The 22,411-nt window shown below is 62.3% G+C and carries 17 protein-coding genes; 9 read left to right on the plus strand and 8 right to left on the minus strand.

Annotation, left to right across the window (positions count from 1 at the left end; translation table 11 throughout):
- Positions 1-360: 360 nt before the first annotated feature.
- The gene (gene nhaA, locus HDC32_RS18595) at positions 361-1,707 is read right to left on the minus strand and encodes a Na+/H+ antiporter NhaA (RefSeq protein WP_145336896.1); all 1,347 of its coding nucleotides are present in this window, start codon (positions 1,705-1,707) and stop codon (positions 361-363) included.
- Between the two features lie 238 nt (positions 1,708-1,945).
- On the opposite strand from nhaA, the gene HDC32_RS18600 reads away from it, so the two are divergent.
- Positions 1,946-3,826: a DUF294 nucleotidyltransferase-like domain-containing protein gene (locus HDC32_RS18600; RefSeq protein WP_131697492.1), complete on the plus strand. Its 1,881-nt coding sequence runs from the start codon at positions 1,946-1,948 to the stop codon at positions 3,824-3,826.
- On the plus strand, positions 3,823-4,545 hold the full coding sequence (locus HDC32_RS18605; protein ID WP_259244361.1) for a 3'-5' exonuclease: 723 nt from the start codon (positions 3,823-3,825) through the stop codon (positions 4,543-4,545). The genes HDC32_RS18600 and HDC32_RS18605 overlap by 4 nt, the downstream gene beginning before the upstream one ends.
- A 58-nt stretch (positions 4,546-4,603) precedes the next feature.
- Here HDC32_RS18605 and HDC32_RS18610 read toward each other — a convergent pair whose 3' ends face one another.
- From HDC32_RS18610 to pilG, 7 genes are all read right to left on the minus strand, one after another.
- Positions 4,604-6,274 (minus strand): BCCT family transporter, encoded by a 1,671-nt coding sequence (locus tag HDC32_RS18610; RefSeq protein ID WP_405046465.1) that lies wholly within the window; start codon positions 6,272-6,274, stop codon positions 4,604-4,606.
- 162 nt (positions 6,275-6,436) lie between these two features.
- Complete coding sequence (locus HDC32_RS18615; protein ID WP_131697493.1) at positions 6,437-6,892, minus strand: chemotaxis protein CheW; 456 nt, start codon at positions 6,890-6,892, stop codon at positions 6,437-6,439.
- A complete protein-coding gene (locus HDC32_RS18620) occupies positions 6,885-12,707 on the minus strand; it encodes an Hpt domain-containing protein (RefSeq protein ID WP_184745080.1) in 5,823 nt (1,940 codons plus the stop codon). Before HDC32_RS18620 ends, HDC32_RS18615 begins: the two co-directional genes overlap by 8 nt.
- Before the next feature lie 107 nt (positions 12,708-12,814).
- Positions 12,815-14,866 carry a methyl-accepting chemotaxis protein gene (locus HDC32_RS18625; RefSeq protein ID WP_131697495.1) on the minus strand — a complete coding sequence of 684 codons (2,052 nt, stop codon included), beginning with the start codon at positions 14,864-14,866 and terminating at the stop codon, positions 12,815-12,817.
- On the minus strand, positions 14,863-15,387 hold the full coding sequence (locus tag HDC32_RS18630) for a chemotaxis protein CheW (RefSeq protein WP_131697496.1): 525 nt from the start codon (positions 15,385-15,387) through the stop codon (positions 14,863-14,865). The genes HDC32_RS18625 and HDC32_RS18630 overlap by 4 nt, the downstream gene beginning before the upstream one ends.
- 12 nt (positions 15,388-15,399) lie before the next feature.
- Positions 15,400-15,765 (minus strand): twitching motility response regulator PilH, encoded by a 366-nt coding sequence (pilH, locus tag HDC32_RS18635; protein WP_034116227.1) that lies wholly within the window; start codon positions 15,763-15,765, stop codon positions 15,400-15,402.
- 46 nt (positions 15,766-15,811) lie between these two features.
- Positions 15,812-16,219 (minus strand): twitching motility response regulator PilG, encoded by a 408-nt coding sequence (gene pilG / locus HDC32_RS18640; RefSeq protein ID WP_027606081.1) that lies wholly within the window; start codon positions 16,217-16,219, stop codon positions 15,812-15,814.
- A 239-nt stretch (positions 16,220-16,458) separates the two neighbouring features.
- Between pilG and gshB the strand changes: the two genes are divergently transcribed.
- From gshB to HDC32_RS18675, 7 genes are all read left to right on the plus strand, one after another.
- On the plus strand, positions 16,459-17,412 hold the full coding sequence (gene gshB, locus HDC32_RS18645) for a glutathione synthase (RefSeq protein ID WP_053128013.1): 954 nt from the start codon (positions 16,459-16,461) through the stop codon (positions 17,410-17,412).
- Between the two features lie 77 nt (positions 17,413-17,489).
- Positions 17,490-18,395 (plus strand): energy transducer TonB, encoded by a 906-nt coding sequence (locus HDC32_RS18650; protein ID WP_131697497.1) that lies wholly within the window; start codon positions 17,490-17,492, stop codon positions 18,393-18,395.
- A gap of 88 nt (positions 18,396-18,483) precedes the next feature.
- Complete coding sequence (locus HDC32_RS18655; protein ID WP_090401661.1) at positions 18,484-19,053, plus strand: YqgE/AlgH family protein; 570 nt, start codon at positions 18,484-18,486, stop codon at positions 19,051-19,053.
- Positions 19,053-19,490, plus strand: a complete 438-nt coding sequence (gene ruvX / locus HDC32_RS18660; protein WP_005792259.1) for a Holliday junction resolvase RuvX — start codon at positions 19,053-19,055, stop codon at positions 19,488-19,490. The genes HDC32_RS18655 and ruvX overlap by 1 nt, the downstream gene beginning before the upstream one ends.
- An 83-nt stretch (positions 19,491-19,573) precedes the next feature.
- Positions 19,574-20,080, plus strand: a complete 507-nt coding sequence (gene pyrR / locus HDC32_RS18665) for a bifunctional pyr operon transcriptional regulator/uracil phosphoribosyltransferase PyrR (RefSeq protein ID WP_027606085.1) — start codon at positions 19,574-19,576, stop codon at positions 20,078-20,080.
- A 24-nt stretch (positions 20,081-20,104) separates the two neighbouring features.
- Positions 20,105-21,109: an aspartate carbamoyltransferase catalytic subunit gene (locus HDC32_RS18670; RefSeq protein WP_131697499.1), complete on the plus strand. Its 1,005-nt coding sequence runs from the start codon at positions 20,105-20,107 to the stop codon at positions 21,107-21,109.
- Positions 21,106-22,377 carry a dihydroorotase gene (locus HDC32_RS18675; RefSeq protein WP_145336900.1) on the plus strand — a complete coding sequence of 424 codons (1,272 nt, stop codon included), beginning with the start codon at positions 21,106-21,108 and terminating at the stop codon, positions 22,375-22,377. The genes HDC32_RS18670 and HDC32_RS18675 overlap by 4 nt, the downstream gene beginning before the upstream one ends.
- Positions 22,378-22,411: the final 34 nt, after the last annotated feature.

A 22,411-nucleotide genomic window follows, 5' to 3' on the forward strand; every position in this document is an offset into this window, starting at 1 on the left:
GACGGATCATTACGGCTGGAGTAATGGAGCATCAGCAAACGCTAAGCTGAGCCCAGTGAAGGGCTGATCTGCTCCAGCGCCCGATCCACCAACAACTGCCCCAACTCGACACCCAGCAGGTCCGAAGACCTCCTGCGCGCAGCCGCCATAAAGCAGCGAGCACAAAAAACGCCCGTTGGTTGGCTGGGCGTTTGTACGCCTAAACAGTTCCGTCGGACTTGCAATTGCGTGTCATCGTTTTTTGCGATGACGGGTACGAAGAGCCGGCGCGCTGACAGCACGCGACAAGTTCATGCACAGCGCAAAATCCTGCTGGGAAAATCCGAGAGCCCACCCACCGGGCTCTCCCTGCGCAGATTGTCAGGCGCGCTTGCGCTGGGCCCAACCCCAACTCAATCCCAGCACGGCCGCCAGGCCGGAAGCGCACAGCACGCTCAGTTTGGCGGCGGAGAGCAGGCTGGCATCGTTGAACGCCAATGAGGCGATAAAGATCGACATGGTAAAGCCGATACCCGCGAGCAAACCCACCAGCACCACGCCGGACCACGTCACACCCTGCGGCAACTGGCACAACCGCGATTTGACCAGCAGCCCGCAGGCCAGGATGACACCGACCGGCTTGCCCACCACCAATGCCAGGATCACCGCGATGAAGACGTGCTGGGACATCACCTCGTCGAGGTTTGCGCCGGCCAGGTTCACCCCGGCGTTGGCCAGGGCAAACAACGGCATGATGCCGAACGCGACCCAGGGATGCAGCGCGGTCTGGATACGCTGCACGGGCGAGAGCATTTCGCGCTGCGCCTGGCGTATCTGCTTGAGGGGTTGATGCACCGCCTGCGGGTCCTGGCCCTTTGCAGAAAACTTGTCGACCAATTCGTGGAAGTTGCGCTGCAGGCTTTCCAGTGGTCGCTCGCGCATCGGCATCGAGCGCACCGGGCTCATCAGGCCGAGCAGCACGCCGGCTAGCGTGGGATGTACGCCGGTCTTGAGCAGACCGTACCAGACGATCGCACCTGGCAGGATGTACAGCACCATCTTGCTGATCCCCATGCGCTGGAACAACAGGACCATCAGCACCCCGCCCAAGGCAATCACGACGCCGCTCAAATCGAGGCTGGCGGTGTAGAACAGCGCGATGATCAGGATGGCGACGATGTCATCGATAATCGCCAAGGCCAGCAACAGAATGCGCACGCCGCCGGGAATTGACTTGCCCAACAACGCCAGCACGCCCACCGCAAAGGCGATGTCCGTCGCGGTCGGCACGGCCCAGCCATGGCTGGCCTCAGTGCCGTGGTTGATCGCCAGGTAAATGAGGGCCGGTACCACCACGCCCCCCAAGGCTGCACCCAGCGGCAAGACGGCCATCTTGAAACTGGCCAAGGCACCTTCGTGGATTTCCTGGCGTATCTCAGCCCCAACCACCAGGAAGAAAATCGTCATCAGACCGTCGTTCACTAGAAAGTGCAGCGACCTGGAAACACTCCACTCGCCAAAACCCAGGGTTATCTGGGTATGCCAAAGGTGTTCATAGCTGGCGGCATAAGGACTGTTGGCCCAGGTCAGGGCCACAAGGGCCGCCACCAGTAGCGCGATACCGCTGACCGCTTCGATATGGGAAAACCGCTCCAGAGCAGACAGGGCACGCTCGGCCAAGACTTGCGGACGGGGAATGGTGGGCGATAGCGGTTTTTTTTCAGGCACGGGTGCACTCCGATGGCGGCCCGACCAACGCTTGAATTTAACCTGCAATGCGCAACACGCGACACCGCACCCGCAGCGATGATATGAAGCCGAGGCAGCGGGTGCAAACCCTATGAGGCGTCTCGAATGCAACGTTGGCGGATGCGCCACTTAATCGGCAACGGATCACAAATGGTAAGGTTGGGAACGTCGGCCATTTGAGACGGCTTTTTTCCCTTACTTTCATCTCCGAGGTTCCATGCAGATCGAGTTACAGGAGATTCGCGACCACCTTCACCGTTTCCCGCCTTTCGATGCGCTGCCGCTTGAATCGCTCGAGGCTATCGCCCGTCGCATCGAGGTCAGTTACTTCAAGGCAGGCGCCGACATTCTTGAAGCGGGCGCGGTTGTCCAGCATCTGCATTACGTGCGCAGCGGCGCCGTGGAAATCTACCGACGCAACGGCGAGCTCTATAACCGCCTGGTCGAGGGCGATCTCTTCGGCCAGGCCGGCTTGTTGCGCAGCAATAAAGTGCGCTTTCCGGCCAAGGCGCTGGAAGACAGCCTGATCTACTTTATCCCCGCCGAGTTGTTCGCCGAATTGTGCGCACAACACGATACCTTTGCGGACTTCGTCGAAGCCGAAGGGCACTCCCGGCTTAAGAGCGCAGTGGAGTCCCAGGGACGGGCGAGCGAGCTGATCCAGCTGAAAAGTCGCGCGCTGATCTCGCGCTCCCTGGTGTGGGTGAGCGCCGACACATCCGTGCACGAAGCCGCCAAGGTGATGACCGAGCAAAGCGTTTCATGCGTCGTCGTGATGGCGCCTGGCGACGGGCCGCACGCCAAGATGGTGGGCCTTGTGACCGACCGCGACCTGCGCACCCGCGTAGTCGCAGCGGCGCGCAGCGACACCGCCACCGCGATCAGCGAGGTCATGACCTCCGATCCCGCAGCGATACAAGCTGACGATTCGGTGTTCGAAGCCATGCTGGTGATGCTGCGCCGCAATATTCATCACCTACCGGTGATGCACAAGGGCCGCACCCTGGGGCTGATCAACTTGTCGGACATCATCCGCTACGAATCCCAGAGCAGCCTGTACCTGGTCAATCGCATCTCCAACCAAACCTCGGTCGAAGGCCTGCGCGAACTGCTGCGCGATCTACGCGGCACTTATATCCGCATGGTGCGTGATGGCGCTACCGCGCACATGATCGGCAGCGCCATTTCCGGTATCGGCCGAGCGTTCACCCAGCGCCTGCTGGAGCTGGCCGAAAAGCGGCTGGGACCGCCGCCGGTACCGTACTGCTTCATGGTGCTGGGCTCGATGGCACGCGATGAGCAATTGCTGGTCACCGATCAGGACAACGCCCTGGTGCTCGACGACAGCTTCGACCCGGCACTGCACGACGAGTATTTTCGCAGCCTCGCCGCCTTTGTCAGCGACGGCCTCGCGGCGTGCGGTTACAGCTATTGCAAAGGTGGCATCATGGCGACTAACGATCAGTGGCGTCAGCCGCTACGCGTGTGGCGTGCCTACTTTGAGCAATGGATAGAAAAGCCCAACCCCGCCACGCTGCTCAATAGCTGCATCTTTTTCGACCTGGACGGCGTGTATGGTCAGCTTGAACTGGTGCAGACACTCAAAACGCTGTGCGCGCAAAAATCCAGTCGACATCCAGCGTTTCTGCATGCCATGGCGCGCATTGCCCTGAACCGCACGCCACCCTTGGGGTTTTTCCGCACGTTCGTGGTCGAAACGGATGGGCGGCAAAAACGCATCATCAATCTCAAGGGGCGCGGCACCGCGCCGCTCACCGACCTGATTCGCATCCATGCCCTGGCCTGTGCCAGCACCGCGCAGAACTCGCTTGACCGGCTTGAGGCGATCAGCAGCACCCAACTGATACAACCGGAAGCCGTCGAGCATCTACGTTATGCCCTGGAGTTTCTTTCCATGGTGCGCATCCGCCACCAGGCTGAAGCCATGGAACAAGGCGAAACGCCAGACAACTACATCGAGCCGGAGCGTTTTTCCTCCAGCGAGCGGCATAACCTCAAGGAAGCTTTCCAAGTGTTGAGCAATGCGCAGAGCTTCCTGCGGTTTCGCTATCCGGCAAAAGGACGGCCAAACCCGTGAAGCATTCTTCAACGCCTGGGCCTTGCACGCATCTGGATTGGGCGAGCCGGTTCCGGACCCTGGCGCAGGAAGCACGCCATCCGAGCCTGCAAAAATTCTATCGCGCCGGGACGGTCGCACCGCAGACGCCGATAGAACAGGTGCAACTGTTGGCCATGGATGTGGAAACCACCGGCCTCAACCCCAACGCTCACAACATTGTGAGCATCGGTCTGATCCCATTTACGCTCAAGCGCATACGCTGTGGGCAAGCGCTCTACTGGGTCATCAAACCGCCGTCAGAGTTGAACGAACACTCGGTGACGTTCCATCACATTACTCATTCGGACGTATTGCATGCGCCCCCGTTGTCCGAGGTGCTGGACGCATTGCTCGAAGCCATGGCCGGCAATGTAATGGTGGTGCATTACCGGAATATCGAACGCGGTTTTCTGGACCAGGCACTGCGCCGCCAGTTGGGCGAGGGCCTGCAATTTCCGGTCATCGATACTATGCAACTGGAAGCGCGCATGCACCGTGGCAACCGAAGCTGGCTTGACCGGCTGCTGCGCCGTGCGCAGCCATCGATCAGGCTCGCCGATAGCCGCGAGCGCTATCATCTGCCCAGCTATCACGCCCACCACGCGCTCACCGATGCGCTGGCCGCGGCGGAATTGCTCCAGGCGCAGATCGCCCATCACTACTCGCCCGACACGCCGATCCAGACGCTATGGGATTGAAGCACCGCGCCCAAAAAAAGGTGCGCCCTGAGCGCACCTTTTATTCACAGCGTTAAATTCAGGACCTTGGTTCCGACATCAGCCCCTTGACCAGGGAAATACAGCCCAGCATCAGCACGATGGCGAACGGCAGGCCCGTGGAAACCGCCATGGCCTGCAGCGCGACCAGACCGCCGCCAAGCAACAAGGCAATGGCGATCACGCCTTCGATGACCGCCCAGAACACGCGCTGCGGTACCGGCGCGTCAACCTTGCCGCCTGCCGTAATGGTGTCAATCACCAACGAACCGGAGTCTGAAGAGGTGATGAAGAACACGATGACCAGGATAATCCCCAGGAACGAGGTGATTTCCTTGAGCGGTAAATGCCCCAGCATGGCGAACAGCTTGAGCTCCAGCACGGCATCCTTGACGCCCATGAAGCCTTGGAGCGTGGTCTGGTCAATGGCGGTGCCGCCGAAGGTGGTCATCCACAATACCGACACCAGCGAAGGCACCAACAGCACCGAGATCAGGAACTCACGCACGGTACGGCCACGGCTCACGCGGGCGATGAACATACCGACAAACGGTGACCAACTGATCCACCAGGCCCAGTAGAACGCAGTCCAACCCTGGGTGAACTCAGTGTCGGTGCGGCCGAAGGGGTTGGACAGCGCAGGCAGGTACTCGGCGTAAGTCACCAGGTTGTGGAAGAAACCGCTGAAGATAGCCAGGGTCGGGCCCACGATGATGATAAACAGCAACAGCAGCAAGGCCAGCCCCATGTTGATCTGGGACAGCATCTTGACGCCCTTGTCGAGGCCGGACAGCACCGACCACAGGGCGATCAGCGTGATGCCGATAATCAGCACCACCTTGCTCAGGTTCGTCGACTGGATACCAAACAGGTATTCGATACCCGCAGCCGCCTGTTCCGCGCCGATCCCCAAGGATGTCGCGAGGCCGAACAAGGTAGCGAACACGGCCAGGATATCAATGATATGCCCCGGCCAGCCCCACACACGCTCACCCAGCAACGGGTAGAAAATCGACCGTATCGACAGCGGCAAACCCTTGTTATACGAAAACAGCGCCAACGACAGCGCGACAATCGCATAGATCGCCCAAGGGTGCAGGCCCCAGTGGAATATGGTCGCGGCCATTGCCAGGTCGGCGGATGCCTTCATATCCCCCGCGGCACCGCCCAGCGGCGCCCAATCGGTGCGCACACCGTTGGGATCAAGGGTCACACCGCCCATCGACGCCGCATAATGCGACATGGGTTCAGCGACCCCGTAGAACATCAAGCCAATGCCCATGCCGGCGGCAAACAGCATTGAAAACCAGCCCACGTACGAATGGTCCGGCTTCGCGTCCCGGCCCCCGAGGCGAACCTTGCCCAGCGGTGAAACGATCAGCGCAAAGCACAGCACCACGAAAATATTGGCCACACTCATGAAGAACCAGGCCAGGTGAGCGGTCAACCAATTGCGTATCGCACTGAACAGCGGCTCGACTTCGTTCTGCAAGGCCAGCGTCAGGATGACGAACAGCACGATCGTCGCCGCCGAAATAATGAAGACCTTGCCATGGATATCCAGCGAAAAAGAAAACTCGCCTTTGATGTTGTCTTGCCCGATTACATAATCGGTATCAATCAGGTTGGCGGCCCCGCTCGGAGCAGGGATACCCTCCTCGCCCGAGGAATGAGGGTTGGCTGGTAGATCAGCCATAGGTTTTTCAGCCATACAGGCCTCCTTGAAAGTGGTGTGCGGTCGCGCGCACCCTTATCTGCTCCGCTGTTCCTATGGTTAACGAGAGATGCTAGGCGAACATCCTACAAGCTTCGCCGCACATATGTGCAAACACACTTTAAGACTTATCGATAATCAGGACCGGATCGCCGCGCCTCAAGCCAATCCAGACTCGACCAGTAACGCCTCCAACCCCATCAAATCCGGCACCTTCGCCACATGCTCCCCCACCTGCACCGCTGCCAGTTCCAATGGGCACAGCGGCACGTCCACATAGCTCAATTCGCTATCGAGCTTGTACGAGCGCGGAATTCCCTGGATCACCACTGCAATAAACTTCAACGTCGGCCGCCCGCCCAGCGCATTCAACACCACGATCCGCGAGCGTTCGCCGGTCACGCTGGCCTCGCCGCACACCGCTTCAAAGCTGATCAACGGGATTTGCCGATCCCGCCACGTCACTTGCCGCAAATACCACGGCGGTGCGTCGCTGGCCGGTTCGCCGCGTTGGAAGTCGATCAACTCGGCGATGGCGACGTTGGGCAGTACCAGGTGGCGGTCGGCCAGGGGCAGGAGCAGGCCGGTGAGTTGGCTGGTGCGGTGGTCAAGCACGGGATTTGCTCCAGTAGGCGATGCTCTCGAGCAGCACCGATTCCTGGTACGGCTTGCCCAGGTAGTCGTTGACGCCGATGGCCATGGCACGGTCGCGGTGTTTCTGGCCTGTGCGGGAGGTGATCATGATGATCGGCAGGCGCATCAGCCGGGGGTCGTTGCGCACATGGATGGCGACTTCGAAGCCGTCCATGCGCGGCATTTCGATGTCGAGCAGCATCAGGTCGGGCGTATGTTCCTCGAGCACGGCCAGGGCGTCGATGCCGTCTTTAGCGGTGAGTACGTTCATGCCGTTGCGCTCCAGCAGGCGGCTGGTGACTTTGCGCACGGTGACCGAGTCGTCCACCACCAGCACCAGCAGCGGGCGCTTTTTCAGCGGGTCGTTGAGAATCAACGGAGCATCCACCGGCTGCGCCGGCAAGGCCGGTTGCCGGGCGCGGATATGCGCCAGCAAGTCGATAATCAAGACCACGCGCCCATCACCCAGGATGGTCGCGCCGGATAACCCCTGCACCCCGGAAAATTGCGGGCCCAGGCCCTTGACCACAATCTCCCGGGTGCCGGCCATGGCGTCCACATGCACCGCTACGCGGCGCTCATTGCACTGCACCAGCAACACCGGCACGGGTTGATATTGGCCCAATAGTTTCGGGCGGCCGACGGTGTGCAGTAGGTCACCCAGGTAAAACAACTCGTAGCGTTGGCCGGCATATTCATAACGCGGCGGATCCTGCTGGTAGTGCCCCGCCAGTTCATGGGGCAGCACACGCACCAACCCTTCGATGGTATTGAGCGGGATCGCGTATTGGTCGTCTGCGCACTGCACCATCAACGCCCGGTTGACCGACACGGTAAACGGCAGGCGAATGCGAAAGTGCACGCCCTCCCCCGGCGTCGAGTCAATGACCATCGAGCCACCGAGCTGGCGCACTTCTTCGTGCACCACGTCCATGCCCACGCCACGCCCGGAAATCTGCGTGATCTTTTCCGCGGTGGAGAACCCCGGCTGCAGGATGAACTGCAACACATCACGGTCGCTCATCTCTTGATGAGGGGCGAGCAAACCGCGCTTGATCGCCTTGCGCCGCACCGCTTCCAGAGGCACACCGGCACCGTCGTCGCGCATGTCGAAAACGATATCGCCGCCTTCGTGGGTCAGGTCCAGGGTGATGCGGCCCTTCTCCGGTTTGCCGGCCAGCAACCGCGCATCGCGTGATTCCAGGCCATGGTCGACGGCGTTGCGCAGCATGTGTTCCAGCGGCGCCGCCATGCGCTCCAGCACGTTGCGGTCCATCTCTCCCTCGGCATTGCCGACGATGAACTCCACGTCCTTGCCCAACTCGCCCGCCACCTGGCGCACGATGCGCTTAAGGCGCGGCAGCATGCGCTCGAAGGGCACCATGCGCGTGCGCATCAGGCCTTCCTGCAACTCGGTATTGATGCGCGCCTGTTGCTGCAACAGGTCATGGGCATCTTCGTTGCGGCGGTCGAGGGTGTCCTTGAGGTCGAGCAGGTCGGAGGCGGATTCGGACAGCGCCCGGGACAGTTGCTGCAACTGCGAATGACGGTCCATTTCCAGCGGGTCGAATTCTTCGTAGCCCAGGCGCTCGGCCTCGGCCTGTTGACGGCTGAGAATGCGCCCCTGGGTTTCGGTATCGAGGCGACGCAGTTGGTCGCGCATACGCTCGATGGTGGTTTCCACTTCATGCAGGGCAATGCGCGCGTCGTTGACCTGCTGCTCGATACGGCCACGAAAGATCGACGTTTCCCCCGCCAGATTGACCAGGTCGTCGAGCAGGTCGGCGGAGATTTTCACCATGTCGGCGGCGGGATCAACCACCGCATCGGCCTTGCCTGCGGGCAACGCCAATGGCACCACTGGCTCATCGCTGGGGTGAACCAGGCTCTTGATCCGTTCGATAAGCCTGTCCACCGAGCCCACCGGCAGCCCATCCGCCACGGCGTCGATCATCTGTGCCAGGCGGTCGTGGCAACCTTGCAGCAACGCGAACAGTTCGGCGGACGGCGCGAGCAAACCGGCGGACAGCCCTTCGTAGAGAAATTCCAGCTCATGGGCCAGGTCACCAATCGGTCCGATCTCGACCATGCGTGCGCCGCCCTTGAGGGTGTGCAAATCACGCAGCAGGGTTTCCACTTCCTGGCGATTGTTCGGCTCGGCCTGCCAGCGCAGCAAGGCGCTGCCGGAGCTGTCGAGAATGTCGGCGGCTTCTTCGAGGAAGATGTCCAGCAACTCCGGGTCGGTGCCCGGCGTTTCCGCAGGTGGGGCGGCCTGTGCAGCCGGCATGCCGCCCTGGCGTAGCGCGCGCAACCTGGCGACCAGCTCGGCACTGTCGCTCAAGGGTTGATGGTGCTGCAGCTCCTCCAGTTGCAAGGCCAACCGCTCATGGCTGGCCATCAGCACCTGAGACAGCTCGCTGGAGTAGCTGTAGCGCCGATCCACCAAGCCTTCGTACAAGCACTCCAACTCATGCGCCAGGTCGCCCACCGGCCCGATGTCGGCCATGCGCGCGCCGCCCTTGAGGGTGTGCAGGTCGCGCTGCAGTGACGACAACGGCGCCGCACTCTCCGGCTCCAGCAGCCAGCGTTTCAGGGACTGCCCCGCACTGTCGAGGATATCCACGGCTTCTTCGAGGAAGATCTCCACGAGCTCATCGTCGATCGCTGTTTCATGCTGCAGTTGCGCCGTGGCGGCGCCCAGTTCAGAGATGCTCAGGGCGCGGCTGCCGTCGCTTTTGATCAGGCCGGTGGCAGCAGGGTCCAGAGCATCGTCCAACAGTTCGCGCAGGGCGTTTACGCGGGCCGGTGCAGGGATGATTTCCTGGCCGGCGGCCAATTGATCGAGCATGTTGATCAGCGCTTCATGGGCCTGCTCGGCCTCATGGAAAAACCGCTCGCTGACCGCCAGGCTGCTTTCTTCCACGGCGCCGTAGAGGTCGAGCAAGGCTTCGCAGAGTTCATCGATGGCGTGCAGGTCGGCGACGTGCGCGCCCTCCCCCAGCGTGGTCAATTCATCCAGCAACGCGGTGAGTTCCTGGCGTTCGCCGGGGTGTTGTTGCCAGCGGCGCAGCAGGCTTTCGGCGTCGAGCAGAATGTCCATGCCCTGGGCCAGGAAGTTGGCGATCAGTTGCGGGTCGCGCTTGATTCGCGAGCCCGTGTTGGGTGCGTCCAGCTGCGCGGCGAGTTGATGGTCGAGCAGGGCCTGGGTACGGTGGATCAAGTCATCCGCCCCCTTGATCGGCACCAGGGGATCGCGGTCCAGTTGGCGCAACCCACGCTGGAACAGGCTTTCGGCTTCCAGCAGCAACTCGACTTCGTCCAGGTCCAGCGGCAGGCGATGAGCTTTGTATTCGCGGGTCAGGTGATCCAGTGGGCGTACCAGCTCGGCAATGGGCAGCACACCGGCCATGTAGGCGCTGCCCTTGAGGGTGTGCAGGGCGCGTTGCAGCTCATCGCTGACTTGCAGCGGCACATGCTCGGCGGCCTGTTGCAGGAAGTGGTTGAGGCTGTCCAGATGGCTCTGGGCTTCGTTGCGGAATATCTCCAGCAACATCGGATCGTGGGGTTCGGCGGCCGATGCGGCAGCGCCGTTGGCCCAGGCGTGGGCACGGGCGGCCAGCGCGTCGACCTCATCGCGCTGGTGTTGGTCGCCCGTCGCGAAGTCGGCGATCAATTCCGGCAGCAGGGCCACGGCGTCATCCAGCACCTGCTGTATCTCGGGGCCGAGGGCTACGCTGCGCTCGAGCACACGGTTCAGCAGGTTTTCCACGGCCCAGGCCAGCTCCGCCAGCACCAGGGCACGCACCATGCGACCGCTGCCTTTCAAGGTGTGGAAGGCGCGGCGCATTTCGCCCTGGGCAGTTTTGTCTGCGCTGTTGGGCAGGTGGCGGTGCAGCACCTCAAGGACTTCGTCGGTTTCTTCGAGGAAGACGTCGCGCAGTTCATCGTCGATGGGCGCTTCATCGGCCGGCGGCGGCAGCAGGCTACCGGGGCGTTGCAAGGCAGGCGGATTGAGGCGCGAAGTGGGGTTGGCCAGTGCGTCGAACTGGGACTGGCTGGGCGCAACCTCGCTCGACAGCGCGCCATCGGGTGCTGCCAGCGCCTGGCGCCAGGGTTTTTCGGCGGGCAGGTAGCCCAGCGCAGCCAGGCTTTGGGTGGCCAGTTCCAACACCCGTTCACCGGCTGCGTCAGGGTCCTGGAGCATGCGTTCGAGGTAGTACTCCAGGCTGCTGATCACGTCAGCGAAGTGCTCCAGTTGCACCTCCGACGGCGGGCGATCGCTGACCATCAACTGTTCGTCGACGTAATCGGTACAACCACGCATCAGGCTTGCCGCGCGGGGCAAGGGGATCATCGCCAGCGCGCCGCGCACCTGGCTCAGCAGTTCCGGCAGGGATTCCAGGCGCTGGCGGTCCCAATCGGCTTCGATACAGTCGATCACCAGCTCCTTGGCTTGCCGCAGGCACTGGCAGGATTCGCGGATGACCAACTGGTGGATCTGGGTCAGGTCGGTGGTGGGCAGACGGCTTTCTTCGTGGCCTTCCGGCTCGACGGTACCGACCATTCCCGCCAGCGTGGCTTCCACATAAAGCAGCGCGCCAGCGACGTCCATCAACACCGCGTCGTTGGGCTCACGATGCCCCTGGGCCAGGCTCAATACCACGGCCAACTGGTCGATGATGACTTTGCGCGGCTGGCCAAACCCCAGCACCGCAAGGGTATCGGCAATCTGTCGCAGGGGCGCCAGCAGCGCGTCGAGGTCGCTCGTGTGCTGGCGGTCGCTGCGCACGAACAGGTCGAGGCGCTCTTTGACCCGTACCAATTCTTCACACAACGCACCGAGCACCGAGCCCATGGCGTTACGATCCGGCCCGGCGAGGCGCGCGCGTTCGGCATCCACCACCGCGCTGTCGGGCAAGGCCTCATCCAGGCTGTAGCGTTCTTTCAAACTCTGCATGCGCGGGGTCGGTCGAGTGACTTTGGCGACGTAAAACAACAAGCTCTTGAGCAGCTCATCCGGTGCCGGCTGGTTGATCCCGCCAATGCCTTGTGCCAGCAGGCGCTTGAGCTGCTTGTCGCTGGCCTTGAGCAGGCTGCGCAGTGCCGGGCTGTTGGCGACCACGCCGGTGAGCATGCCCTCGACCAGCGCCGACGCCACTTGCCACAGCGGCAACAGCGGCGCGCCCTGGCACAGCGCTTCAAGGCGCGCGAACACCCGCGCCATGTCTTCCAGGTTGCTCGGGCCGTGGTCTTCACGCAGCAGCCCGGCGAGGGCTTGTTGCAGCAGTTGGTGCCACTGGCGCAGTTGCTCCTGAACGTCGGCCGGCGCGCGTTGGGCCAGGGCGTCCTCGGGAAGCGGCGCAATCGACAGCAGTTGCGGGCTGAACAAGCTGGTCTCCGACAGCAGGCTTTCACCGCGGGCACTGCGCAGGTCGTTGAGCAGCGGCAGCACCACCAGCGGTAAATCACGGCGGGCGCTGTGCACACGGTCGAGGTACAACGGCAGTTGGCCCAGGGCCTGTTGCAGCAGGCGGATACTTTCCTCGCGCTGGCTGACCTGCCCGGCCTGGAGCGCCAGGGCCAGTTCTTCGATCTCTTCGGCCAGCAGCGCCGCGCCGTAGAACTCGACCATTTGCAGCGCGCCATGCACCTGGTGGATGGCGGCCAGGCATTGGCTGATCACGTCATCGTCGCGGGTCTCGACAAACGCATCCAGCGCCGAACGGGCCTGTTTCAGGGTTTCGGCAATGTCGCCCTTGACCCATTCGAGGGCCACGTAGTCGTGCCGATCAACCATAACTGCTCCGCTTAGAATTCGTGGGTTGCTGGTGTTCTTGAAACAAATGGAGATCAAATGTGGGGGGGGGCAAGCCCTAATGCCCCCTCCCACATTTTGACTGCATTTCAATCATCAACCTGCTTGGCCGCAGGCAAGGTGAAACCCGACACCGACCTGCGCAACTGGCTCGCCATCTTCGCCAGGTTGCCGATGCTTTCAGCGGTGGCGGTGGAGCCCGATGACGTCTGCGTGGTGATCTGCTGGATCACGTTCATGGTCAGGGAGATCTGCCCCGCCGACGAGGTCTGTTGCTGCGCCGCGTTGGAGATGCTCTGGATCAGCGCGGCCAGGGTTTTCGACACGCCTTCGATTTCTTCCAGGGCCACCCCGGCGTCCTGGGCCAACCGTGCCCCCCGCACCACTTCGGTGGTGGTCTGTTCCATGGAGATAACGGCTTCGTTGGTGTCGGCCTGGATTGCGCGCACCAGGGTTTCAATCTGCCGCGTGGCCGCCGATGAACGCTCGGCCAGCCGCTGCACTTCATCGGCCACCACCGCAAAGCCGCGTCCGGCATCCCCGGCCATGCTGGCCTGGATCGCGGCGTTGAGGGCGAGGATATTGGTCTGGTCGGCAATATCGTCGATCAGGCTGACGATGTCGCCAATCTCCTGGGACGACTCGCCCAGGCGCTTGATGCGCTTGGCGGTGTCCTGGATCTGTTCGCGGATGTTGTCCATGCCGTGGATGGTGTTGTGCACCACCTCGTTGCCTTTGTTGGCGATTTCTACCGAACGCTCCGCCACCGCCGAGGATTCGGCCGCGTTGGCCGATACCTGGTCGATGGATTGGGCCATCTGGTTGATTGCGGTGGAGGCTTCGGCGATCTGCTGGGCCTGATGCTCCGACGCCTGGGCAAGGTGCATGGCGGTGGCCTGCGTCTCCTGCACGGCACCCGCCACTTGCCCGGCGGTGAGGTTAATGGTGGCCACCAGGTCGCGCAGTTGGTCCACGGAATAGTTGATGGAGTCGGCGATGGTGCCGGTGAAGTCTTCAGTCACCGAGGCGGTCACGGTGAGGTCGCCGTCGGCCAGGTCTTCGATCTCATCGAGCAGGCGCATGATCGCATTCTGGTTGCGCTCGTTCTTCTCGGCGGTCTCGTGCAGTTGGCGGTTGGTTTCGCGCACCATCACCAGGCCGATCAGGATGATCGAGGTCAACGCCAGCAGGCCCAGCACATACCCGCCGATGGTGTCGAAGCTGCGTCCGCTGGCCAGGTTTTCAAAACCGGTGGCCAGGTGCGAGGCTTCATCGAGCAGGGTTTGCGACAAGTTGAAAATATTGCTCGCCGAGGCGCGCACCTGGAACAGCTGCGGCGAGGTTTCGAGGATTTCATCCACGGAGCCGGAGACAAACTCGAACAGCTCGGCGATTTCCGCCAGCCGCGCACGGGCATCGTGGTCTTCGACCTGGGTGATGCGCAGCCCGGGGTTGCCGTTGAGCATGCCATTGAGCACCTGCCCGAAGCGATTGGCGTCGCGGCCAAAGGTATCGGCGGCCTGTACGGCGGTTTCGTCGCCGGCCAGCACGGTGTTGACCGCGCCCAGGATACGCTCGGCCAGCAGCGACTGGCGCTGGGCCACGGCCACTTGGCTGGCCGGCGCGCCACGTTGCAGCAGGATCTCGACGACCTTCTCCGATTCCATCTGCAATTGCGGGACGGTTTCGGCGAGGGTCGCGGCCACTTGGTGCAGGGACAGCACGGTCTGTTCGCTGGCGAGGATCGCGTCGGTGTTTTTCAGCAGCGCTTCCCAGTCCGTCTGCACCGCGCGCATTTCAGCGCGGACCGCATTGGGCGCAGCGGGCAGGCCGGTTTGCGGGTCGCCTTTTTTCAGGTAACCCCAGCGTTGGGCAAAATCGTTGCGCGCTTCGCCCAACAGCTTGAATGCGGCGGCCTTGCCGGCGGCGGCCTCGGTAGCGTTCTTGGCGATGCGTTGGGACAGCACGCGCAGTTCACCGGCGTGGCCGATGTACTGTTTGTCGTAGGTGGACTGGGTGTTGAGGTACGCGAAGTTGGCGAACAGCAGCATGATGAACACGATCAGCGCGATAAACAGCACGATGATCTGTGAGCGGCTGCGTGAGCCGGCCTGGGGTTTGGGCGTAGTCGCGGTGGTCATGCGGCGACATCCATGAAGCCAGGGGCCTGGGCCAGGGCGAAGGGGCTGAAGACCTGCCACAGCGGCTCACCATCGAAGTGACCCTGGATAAACGGCGCGCTGAGGCTGGTGTTCGCCAGCAAGGCGTCTTGTGCAAAATGCTGCATCCCCACCACCTCGTCTACCAGCAGCCCGACAAACAGATCGTTGTATTCCACCACCAACACCCGCCGTTGCTTGCGCGCCTTGGACAGCTCAAGGCCAAGGAAGCCGCCCAGGTCCATCACCGGCAGCAAACGCCCGCGCAGGTTAGCAACACCCTTGACCCAGGCCTTGACCCCGGGCATTAAAGTGCAGCGTGGCTCATGCAGGACTTCGGCGACTTCGCCCATGGGCGCGACATACCAATGCTGCCCAAGGCGAAAGCCAATCCCGCTCCAGCGTTGCAGGCGGGTTTCCTGGGATGGCAGGTCGGCGGCCAGCAGGCGGCAGCGGCGGTCGATGTCCAGCAGTAACTCGAAGGCGGTTTGCGACTCGGTCATGATGGCGTGCCGTCAGCCGGCCAGCACCTTGTTCAGGGTGGCGATCAGGGTTTCCTCGTCCACAGGCTTGGTCAGGTAATCCTTGGCGCCCTGGCGAGTACCCCACACCTTGTCGGTTTCCTGGTCTTTAGTGGTGATGATGATCACAGGGATGTGCTCGGTTTCCTTGTCTTTGGTCAGTTGGCGCGTGGCCTGGAACCCATTGAGGCCCGGCATCACGATGTCCATCAATACCGCGTCAGGTTTTTCCTGGCGGGCAAGCGCCACGCCATCGCCGCCGTTGGCGGCCTTGAGAACCTCGTGACCATGCTTTTCGAGCATGCCGGTCAATTTGTACATTTCGGTCGGCGAATCGTCGACGATCAGAACTCGTGCCATGGTTTTCCCCGCTACATTGGTCAGCGCCGGCCCTTGTGAGGCGACGTCAGTGTGCTTGTTCCACTGCGGCGAACCCAGGCACATAGGCCTTGATCGCACTCAGCAGTTCTTCCTTGCTGAAAGGCTTGGTCAAAAACTGATCGACACCCACGATGCGCCCCTTGGCCTTGTCGAACAGGCCGTCCTTGGAGGACAGCATGATCACCGGGATCGACTTGAACACCGGGTTGTTCTTCACCAGGGCGCAGGTCTGATAGCCATCCAGGCGCGGCATCATGATGTCGACAAAGATAATGTGCGGGTGATGATCCACAATCCGGGCCAGGGCATCGAAACCGTCGATGGCCGTGATGACATCGCAGCCCACGTTCTTCAACAGCGTCTCGGCGGTGCGGCGGATCGTTTTCGAATCGTCGATTACCATCACTCTCAAGGCGTTGGAATGCTGTTCCATATCTGCTCTACCATCGCCACAGCGAATCGGTTTTCGGTGCGTACTGCCTGATGTTGCACAGGATGAGCGCCGCAGGCCTTGGATTTCAAGGGCTGCTGCGCCGTGGCAGTCTTTTTAGCACAGTCTCGGGGAGCAATCTATCGAGGCACCCGCCCGGTGGTTTTTCCTTGACCCACAACAACCGCAGCGCCACTCTGACGCCACTTTTATGCGCCCTAATTTGCTAGAGGAAATCCCCCATGAGCGTTCGCGTCGGCATTGTCATGGACCCTATCGCCAGCATTTCCTATAAAAAGGACAGCTCGCTGGCCATGCTCCTGGCCGCCCAGGCCCGCGGCTGGACCCTGTTCTATATGGAACAGCGCGACCTTTACCAGGGCGACGGCGAGGCCCGTGCACGCATGCGCCCGCTGCAGGTGTTTGCCAACCCCGAGAAGTGGTTCGAACTGCAGGACGAAATCGACAGCCCCCTGAGCGACCTCGACGTGATCCTGATGCGCAAGGACCCGCCGTTCGACATGGAGTTCGTCTATTCCACCTATCTGCTGGAGCAGGCCGAGCGCGCTGGCGTGCTGATCGTCAACAAACCCCAGAGCCTGCGCGACTGCAATGAAAAGCTGTTCGCCACGTTGTTCCCGCAGTGCACGCCGCCTACCGTGGTCAGCCGCCGCGCCGATGTGCTGCGTGAATTCGCCGCCAAACACGGCGATGTGATCCTCAAGCCGCTGGACGGCATGGGTGGCACCTCGATCTTCCGGCACCGCGCCGGCGACCCCAACCTGTCGGTGATCCTCGAAACCCTGACCGCCCTGGGCACCCAGCAGATCATGGGCCAGGCCTACCTGCCGGCGATCAAGGACGGCGACAAACGCATCCTGATGATCGACGGCGAGCCGGTGGATTACTGCCTGGCGCGTATCCCGGCGGCGGGCGAGACCCGTGGCAACCTGGCGGCCGGCGGTCGTGGCGAAGCGCGGCCGTTGTCCGACAAGGACCGCTGGATCGCCAGCCAAGTTGGTCCGACCCTGCGGGAAAAGGGTTTGCTGTTTGTTGGCCTTGACGTGATTGGTGAAAACCTCACCGAAATCAACGTCACCAGCCCGACCTGCATTCGCGAGATCGACAACGCATTTGGCACCAACATCGGTGAAATGTTGATGGCTGCCATCGAGCGCAAGCTGCAGGCCAAGTGATATAGAACAGCCGGACACACACCAACATTGCGCTATCATGCCCGACCTGTGAAACGCGCGATGTTGGTTTTCTTGTCATGACACTCCCGTCCGATCTGCCCCCCGAACTCTCCCACAGCGGCGTGCGCCCGGCTGATCGGCTCGGATTTACCCTGTTCCTGGCCGCGTTGATTCACCTGGCATTGATCCTCGGCGTGGGTTTCACCATGGTCGAGCCCAAGCAGATCACCAAGACCCTGGAAATCACCCTCGCCACGTTCAAGAGTGAAAAGAAGCCCGAGAAGGCGGATTTTCTTGCCCAGGACAACCAACAGGGCAGTGGCACCCTGGACAAAAAGGCGATACCCAAGACTACCGAAGTGGCGCCTTTCCAGGACAACAAGGTCAATAAGGTCACACCGCCGCCGGCGCCCAAGCCTGAAGTCAAACAGGCCACGCCCAAGCCCACGGTGACCACGGTCGCACCCAAGCCGCAAAAAGCCCCGGTCCAGCGCGAGAAAACCAAGACCGAGCCGCAGCCGGAGCCCGTGAAGCCGGCGCCGACGTTCGATAGCTCGACACTGTCTGACGAAATTTCCAGCCTGGAGGCCGAACTGGCCCATGAACAACAGCTTTATGCCAAGCGTCCGCGCATCTATCGCTTGAACGCGGCCTCGACCATGCGTGACAAGGGCGCCTGGTATAAGGACGAGTGGCGTAAGAAGGTCGAGCGCATCGGTAACCTCAACTACCCGGAAGAGGCACGGCGCCAGCAGATTTACGGCAATTTACGCCTATTGGTGTCGATCAACCGCGACGGTACGTTATATGAAGTGCAGGTGCTGGAGTCGTCCGGTCAGCCGCTGCTGGACCAGGCCGCCCAACGCATCGTGCGCCTGGCCGCGCCCTTTGCCCCGTTTACCGGGGACTTGAACGATGTGGACCGCCTGGAAATCATCCGCACCTGGAAGTTTGCCAAGGGTGACCGCCTCTCCAGCAACTGAAAGCGCCCTCCTACAGAAAAGCCGACAGCACTGTATTCGGGTCACGTCCAGCTTGTCAGTTCGCCCCTCCAACGCCACACTAGCGGACATGAAAAATGTCAGCCCGACCTACCTCAAGCACCAATTCCTGATCGCCATGCCCCATATGGCCGACCCGAACTTTGCGCAGACCTTGACCTACATCGTCGAGCACACGGCCAATGGTGCCATGGGGTTGGTGGTGAACCGCCCGCAGGCGCTGAACCTGGCCGATATCCTTGAACAACTGCGCCCGGAGGTCGACCCACCGGCCCGTTGCCAGGGCGTACAGATCTACATCGGCGGGCCGGTGCAGACCGATCGCGGCTTTGTGCTGCACCCGACCGGACCGAAGTTCCAGGCCACGGTGGACCTGGACGGGGTCTCACTGTCCACCTCCCAGGACGTGTTGTTCGCCATCGCCGACGGTGTAGGCCCTGAGCAAAGTGTGATCACCCTGGGTTACGCCGGCTGGGAAGCCGGGCAGCTGGAAGCCGAACTGGCCAGCAATGCCTGGCTGACCTGCCCGTTCGATGCCGACATCCTGTTCAATACCGCAAGCGAATTGCGCCTGGAAGCCGCCGCGGCCAAGCTGCGGGTCAACCTCAGCCTGCTGACCAGCCAGGCGGGGCACGCCTGATGGCCTTGCGTCTGATCCTCGGCTTTGACTACGGCACCAAGCAGATCGGCGTAGCGGTTGGCCAGGTGATCACCGGCCAGGCCCGCGAGCTGTGCACCCTCAAGGCCCAGAACGGCATACCGGACTGGAACCAGGTCGAAGCCCTCATTAAAGAGTGGAAGCCCGACGCCGTGGTGGTCGGCCTGCCCCTCAACATGGACGGCACCCCCAGCGACATGTGCCTGCGCGCCGAAAAGTTCGCCCGCCGCCTTAACGGCCGCTACAACCTGCCCTTCTATACCCACGATGAACGCTTGACCACCTTTGAAGCCAAGGGCGAGCGCCGCGACCGTGGCGGCCAGAAGGGCAGTTACCGCGACAACCCGGTGGACGCCATTGCCGCCGCCTTGCTGTTGCAAGGCTGGCTGGATGAAAACACTGCTTTATTTGAATCCTGACTGACGCGGCTTGCCGCGTCTTCTTACGTTTGAGCCCGGACCTTGTCGTCGCCCCCGCCGCGCAAGGCCTTGAAGGAGCCACCATGAGTCTGCCAAACCCCGCCGAACTGATCCGCCAGATGGCGGTTAGCCTCAAGACGCACCTGGAACACCGTGGCATCAGCGAACCGCGCTTTATCGGTATTCGCACCGGCGGTGTGTGGGTCGCCCAAGCGTTGCTGGACGAACTGGGCAGCGACTCACCCTTGGGTACCCTGGACGTGTCCTTCTACCGCGACGACTTCAGCCAGAACGGCCTGCACCCACAAGTGCGCCCGTCCGCCCTGCCGTTCGAGATTGAAGGCCAGCACCTGGTGCTGATCGACGACGTGCTGATGAGCGGCCGTACCATACGCGCCGCCATGAATGAATTGTTCGATTACGGGCGCCCCGCCAGCATCACCCTGGTCTGTCTGCTGGACCTGGAGGCAGGCGAACTGCCTATCAGCCCGGACGTGGTTGGCGCCACGCTGTCCCTTGAGGCCAGCCAGCGAGTAAAATTGTCCGGTCCCACGCCGCTCGAACTCGAACTGCAAGACCTTGCCCTTTAAACCGCCTTGTAAAGAGTCCCCGCGATGACGCCTCTAGATGCCAAGCGCCCGCTGCAGCTCAATGCTCAGGGCCAGTTGCAACACTTCTTGTCCCTCGACGGTTTGCCCCGCGAACTGCTCACCGAAATCCTCGACACCGCCGACTCGTTCCTCGAAGTGGGCGGCCGGGCGGTGAAGAAAGTCCCGCTGCTGCGCGGCAAGACCATCTGCAACGTGTTCTTCGAGAACTCCACCCGTACACGGACCACCTTTGAACTGGCGGCCCAACGGCTGTCGGCCGACGTGATCACGTTAAACGTGTCCACCTCGTCGGCGAGCAAGGGCGAGACCCTGCTCGACACCCTGCGCAATCTGGAAGCCATGGCCGCCGACATGTTCGTGGTGCGCCACGGCGACTCCGGTGCCGCCCACTTCATTGCCGAGCATGTATGCCCGCAGGTGGCGATCATCAACGGCGGCGACGGCCGTCACGCCCACCCGACCCAGGGCATGCTCGACATGCTCACCATTCGTCGGCACAAGGGCAGCTTTGAAAACCTTTCGGTGGCCATCGTCGGCGACATCCTGCATTCGCGGGTGGCACGCTCGAACATGCTGGCCCTGAAAACCCTGGGTTGCCCGGACATTCGCGTGATCGCGCCGAAAACCCTGCTGCCCATCGGCGTCGAGCAATACGGCGTGAAGGTCTACACCGACATGACAGAAGGCCTCAAGGATGTGGACGTGGTGATCATGCTGCGCCTGCAGCGCGAACGCATGTCGGGGGGTCTGCTGCCGAGCGAGGGCGAGTTCTACCGCCTGTTCGGCCTGACCACCGCACGCCTGGCCGGCGCCAAGCCGGATGCCATCGTGATGCACCCGGGGCCGATCAACCGAGGCGTGGAGATTGAGTCGGCGGTGGCCGACGGTAACCAGTCGGTGATTCTCAACCAGGTCACGTATGGCATCGCCGTGCGCATGGCGGTGTTGTCCATGGCCATGAGCGGGCAAACCGCGCAACGTCAATTCGAGCAGGAGAAGGCCCAGTGAAGCTCAGCATTCTCGGCGCCCGAGTCATCGATCCGGCCAGCGGCCTGGATCACATTACCGATCTGCATCTGGAAGCCGGCAAGATCATCGCCATCGGCGCCGCCCCCCGTGATTTCAGCCCCAGCGAGACGATCGATGCCAAAGGTCTGGTGGCCGCACCTGGACTGGTGGACCTGAACGTCGCCCTGCGCGAGCCGGGCTACAGCCGCAAAGGCAATATCACCAGCGAGACCCGCGCGGCCGCAGCCGGTGGCGTCACCAGCCTGTGCTGCCCACCGCACACCAAACCGGTGCTCGACACATCGGCCGTGACCGAGCTGATCCTCGACCGTGCGCGCGAAGCCGGCAATTGCAAAGTGTTTCCCATCGGCGCCCTGAGCAAAGGCCTGGAAGGCGAACAACTCGCCGAACTGATTGCCTTGCGCGACGCCGGTTGCGTGGCGTTCGGCAACGGCCTGGAGAGTTTCCGCAGCACCCGCACCCTGTGCCGCGCCCTGGAATATGCGGCCACCTTCGACTTGACGGTGATCTTCCACTCCCAGGACCGCGACCTGGCCGAAGGCGGCCTGGCCCATGAAGGTGCGGTCGCCAGCTTCCTCGGCTTGCCGGGCATTCCGGAAACCGCTGAAACCGTAGCCCTGGCCCGTGACCTGCTGCTGGTGGAACAAAGTGGCGTGCGCGCGCACTTCAGCCAGCTGACCAGCGCCCGGGGCGTGGCCCTGATCGCCCAGGCCCAGGCCCGTGGCCTGCCGGTGACGGCGGACGTGGCGTTGTATCAATTGCTGCTGACGGACGAGGCGCTGATCGACTTCTCCAGCCTTTACCACGTACAACCGCCGCTGCGCACACAGGCCGATCGTGACGGTTTGCGTGCGGCAGTCAAATCCGGTGTGGTCTCGGCGATTTCCAGCCACCACCAGCCCCACGAGCGGGATGCCAAGCTGGCACCATTTGGCGCGACAGAGCCGGGCATCAGCAGCGTGGAGCTCTTACTGCCACTGGCGATGACGTTGGTGGAAGACGGTTTGCTCGACTTGCCGACCCTGCTGGCACGCCTGAGCACCGGCCCGGCCAAGGCCTTGCGCCTGCCGGCGGGGAAACTGGCGGTAGGTGCGGCGGCAGACCTGGTGCTGTTTGACCCGGCCGGTTCCACGGTTGCCGGGGAGCACTGGCTGTCCAAAGGTGAGAACTGCCCGTTCATCGGCCATAACCTGCCGGCGAGCGTGCGCTACACCTTGGTGGACGGGCGCATCAGCTACCAGGCTTGAGCCTTAAAAACTGTAGGAGCGAGCTTGCTCGCTC

The organism is Pseudomonas sp. JAI120 (assembly GCF_014207255.1).
Taxonomy (GTDB): domain Bacteria; phylum Pseudomonadota; class Gammaproteobacteria; order Pseudomonadales; family Pseudomonadaceae; genus Aquipseudomonas.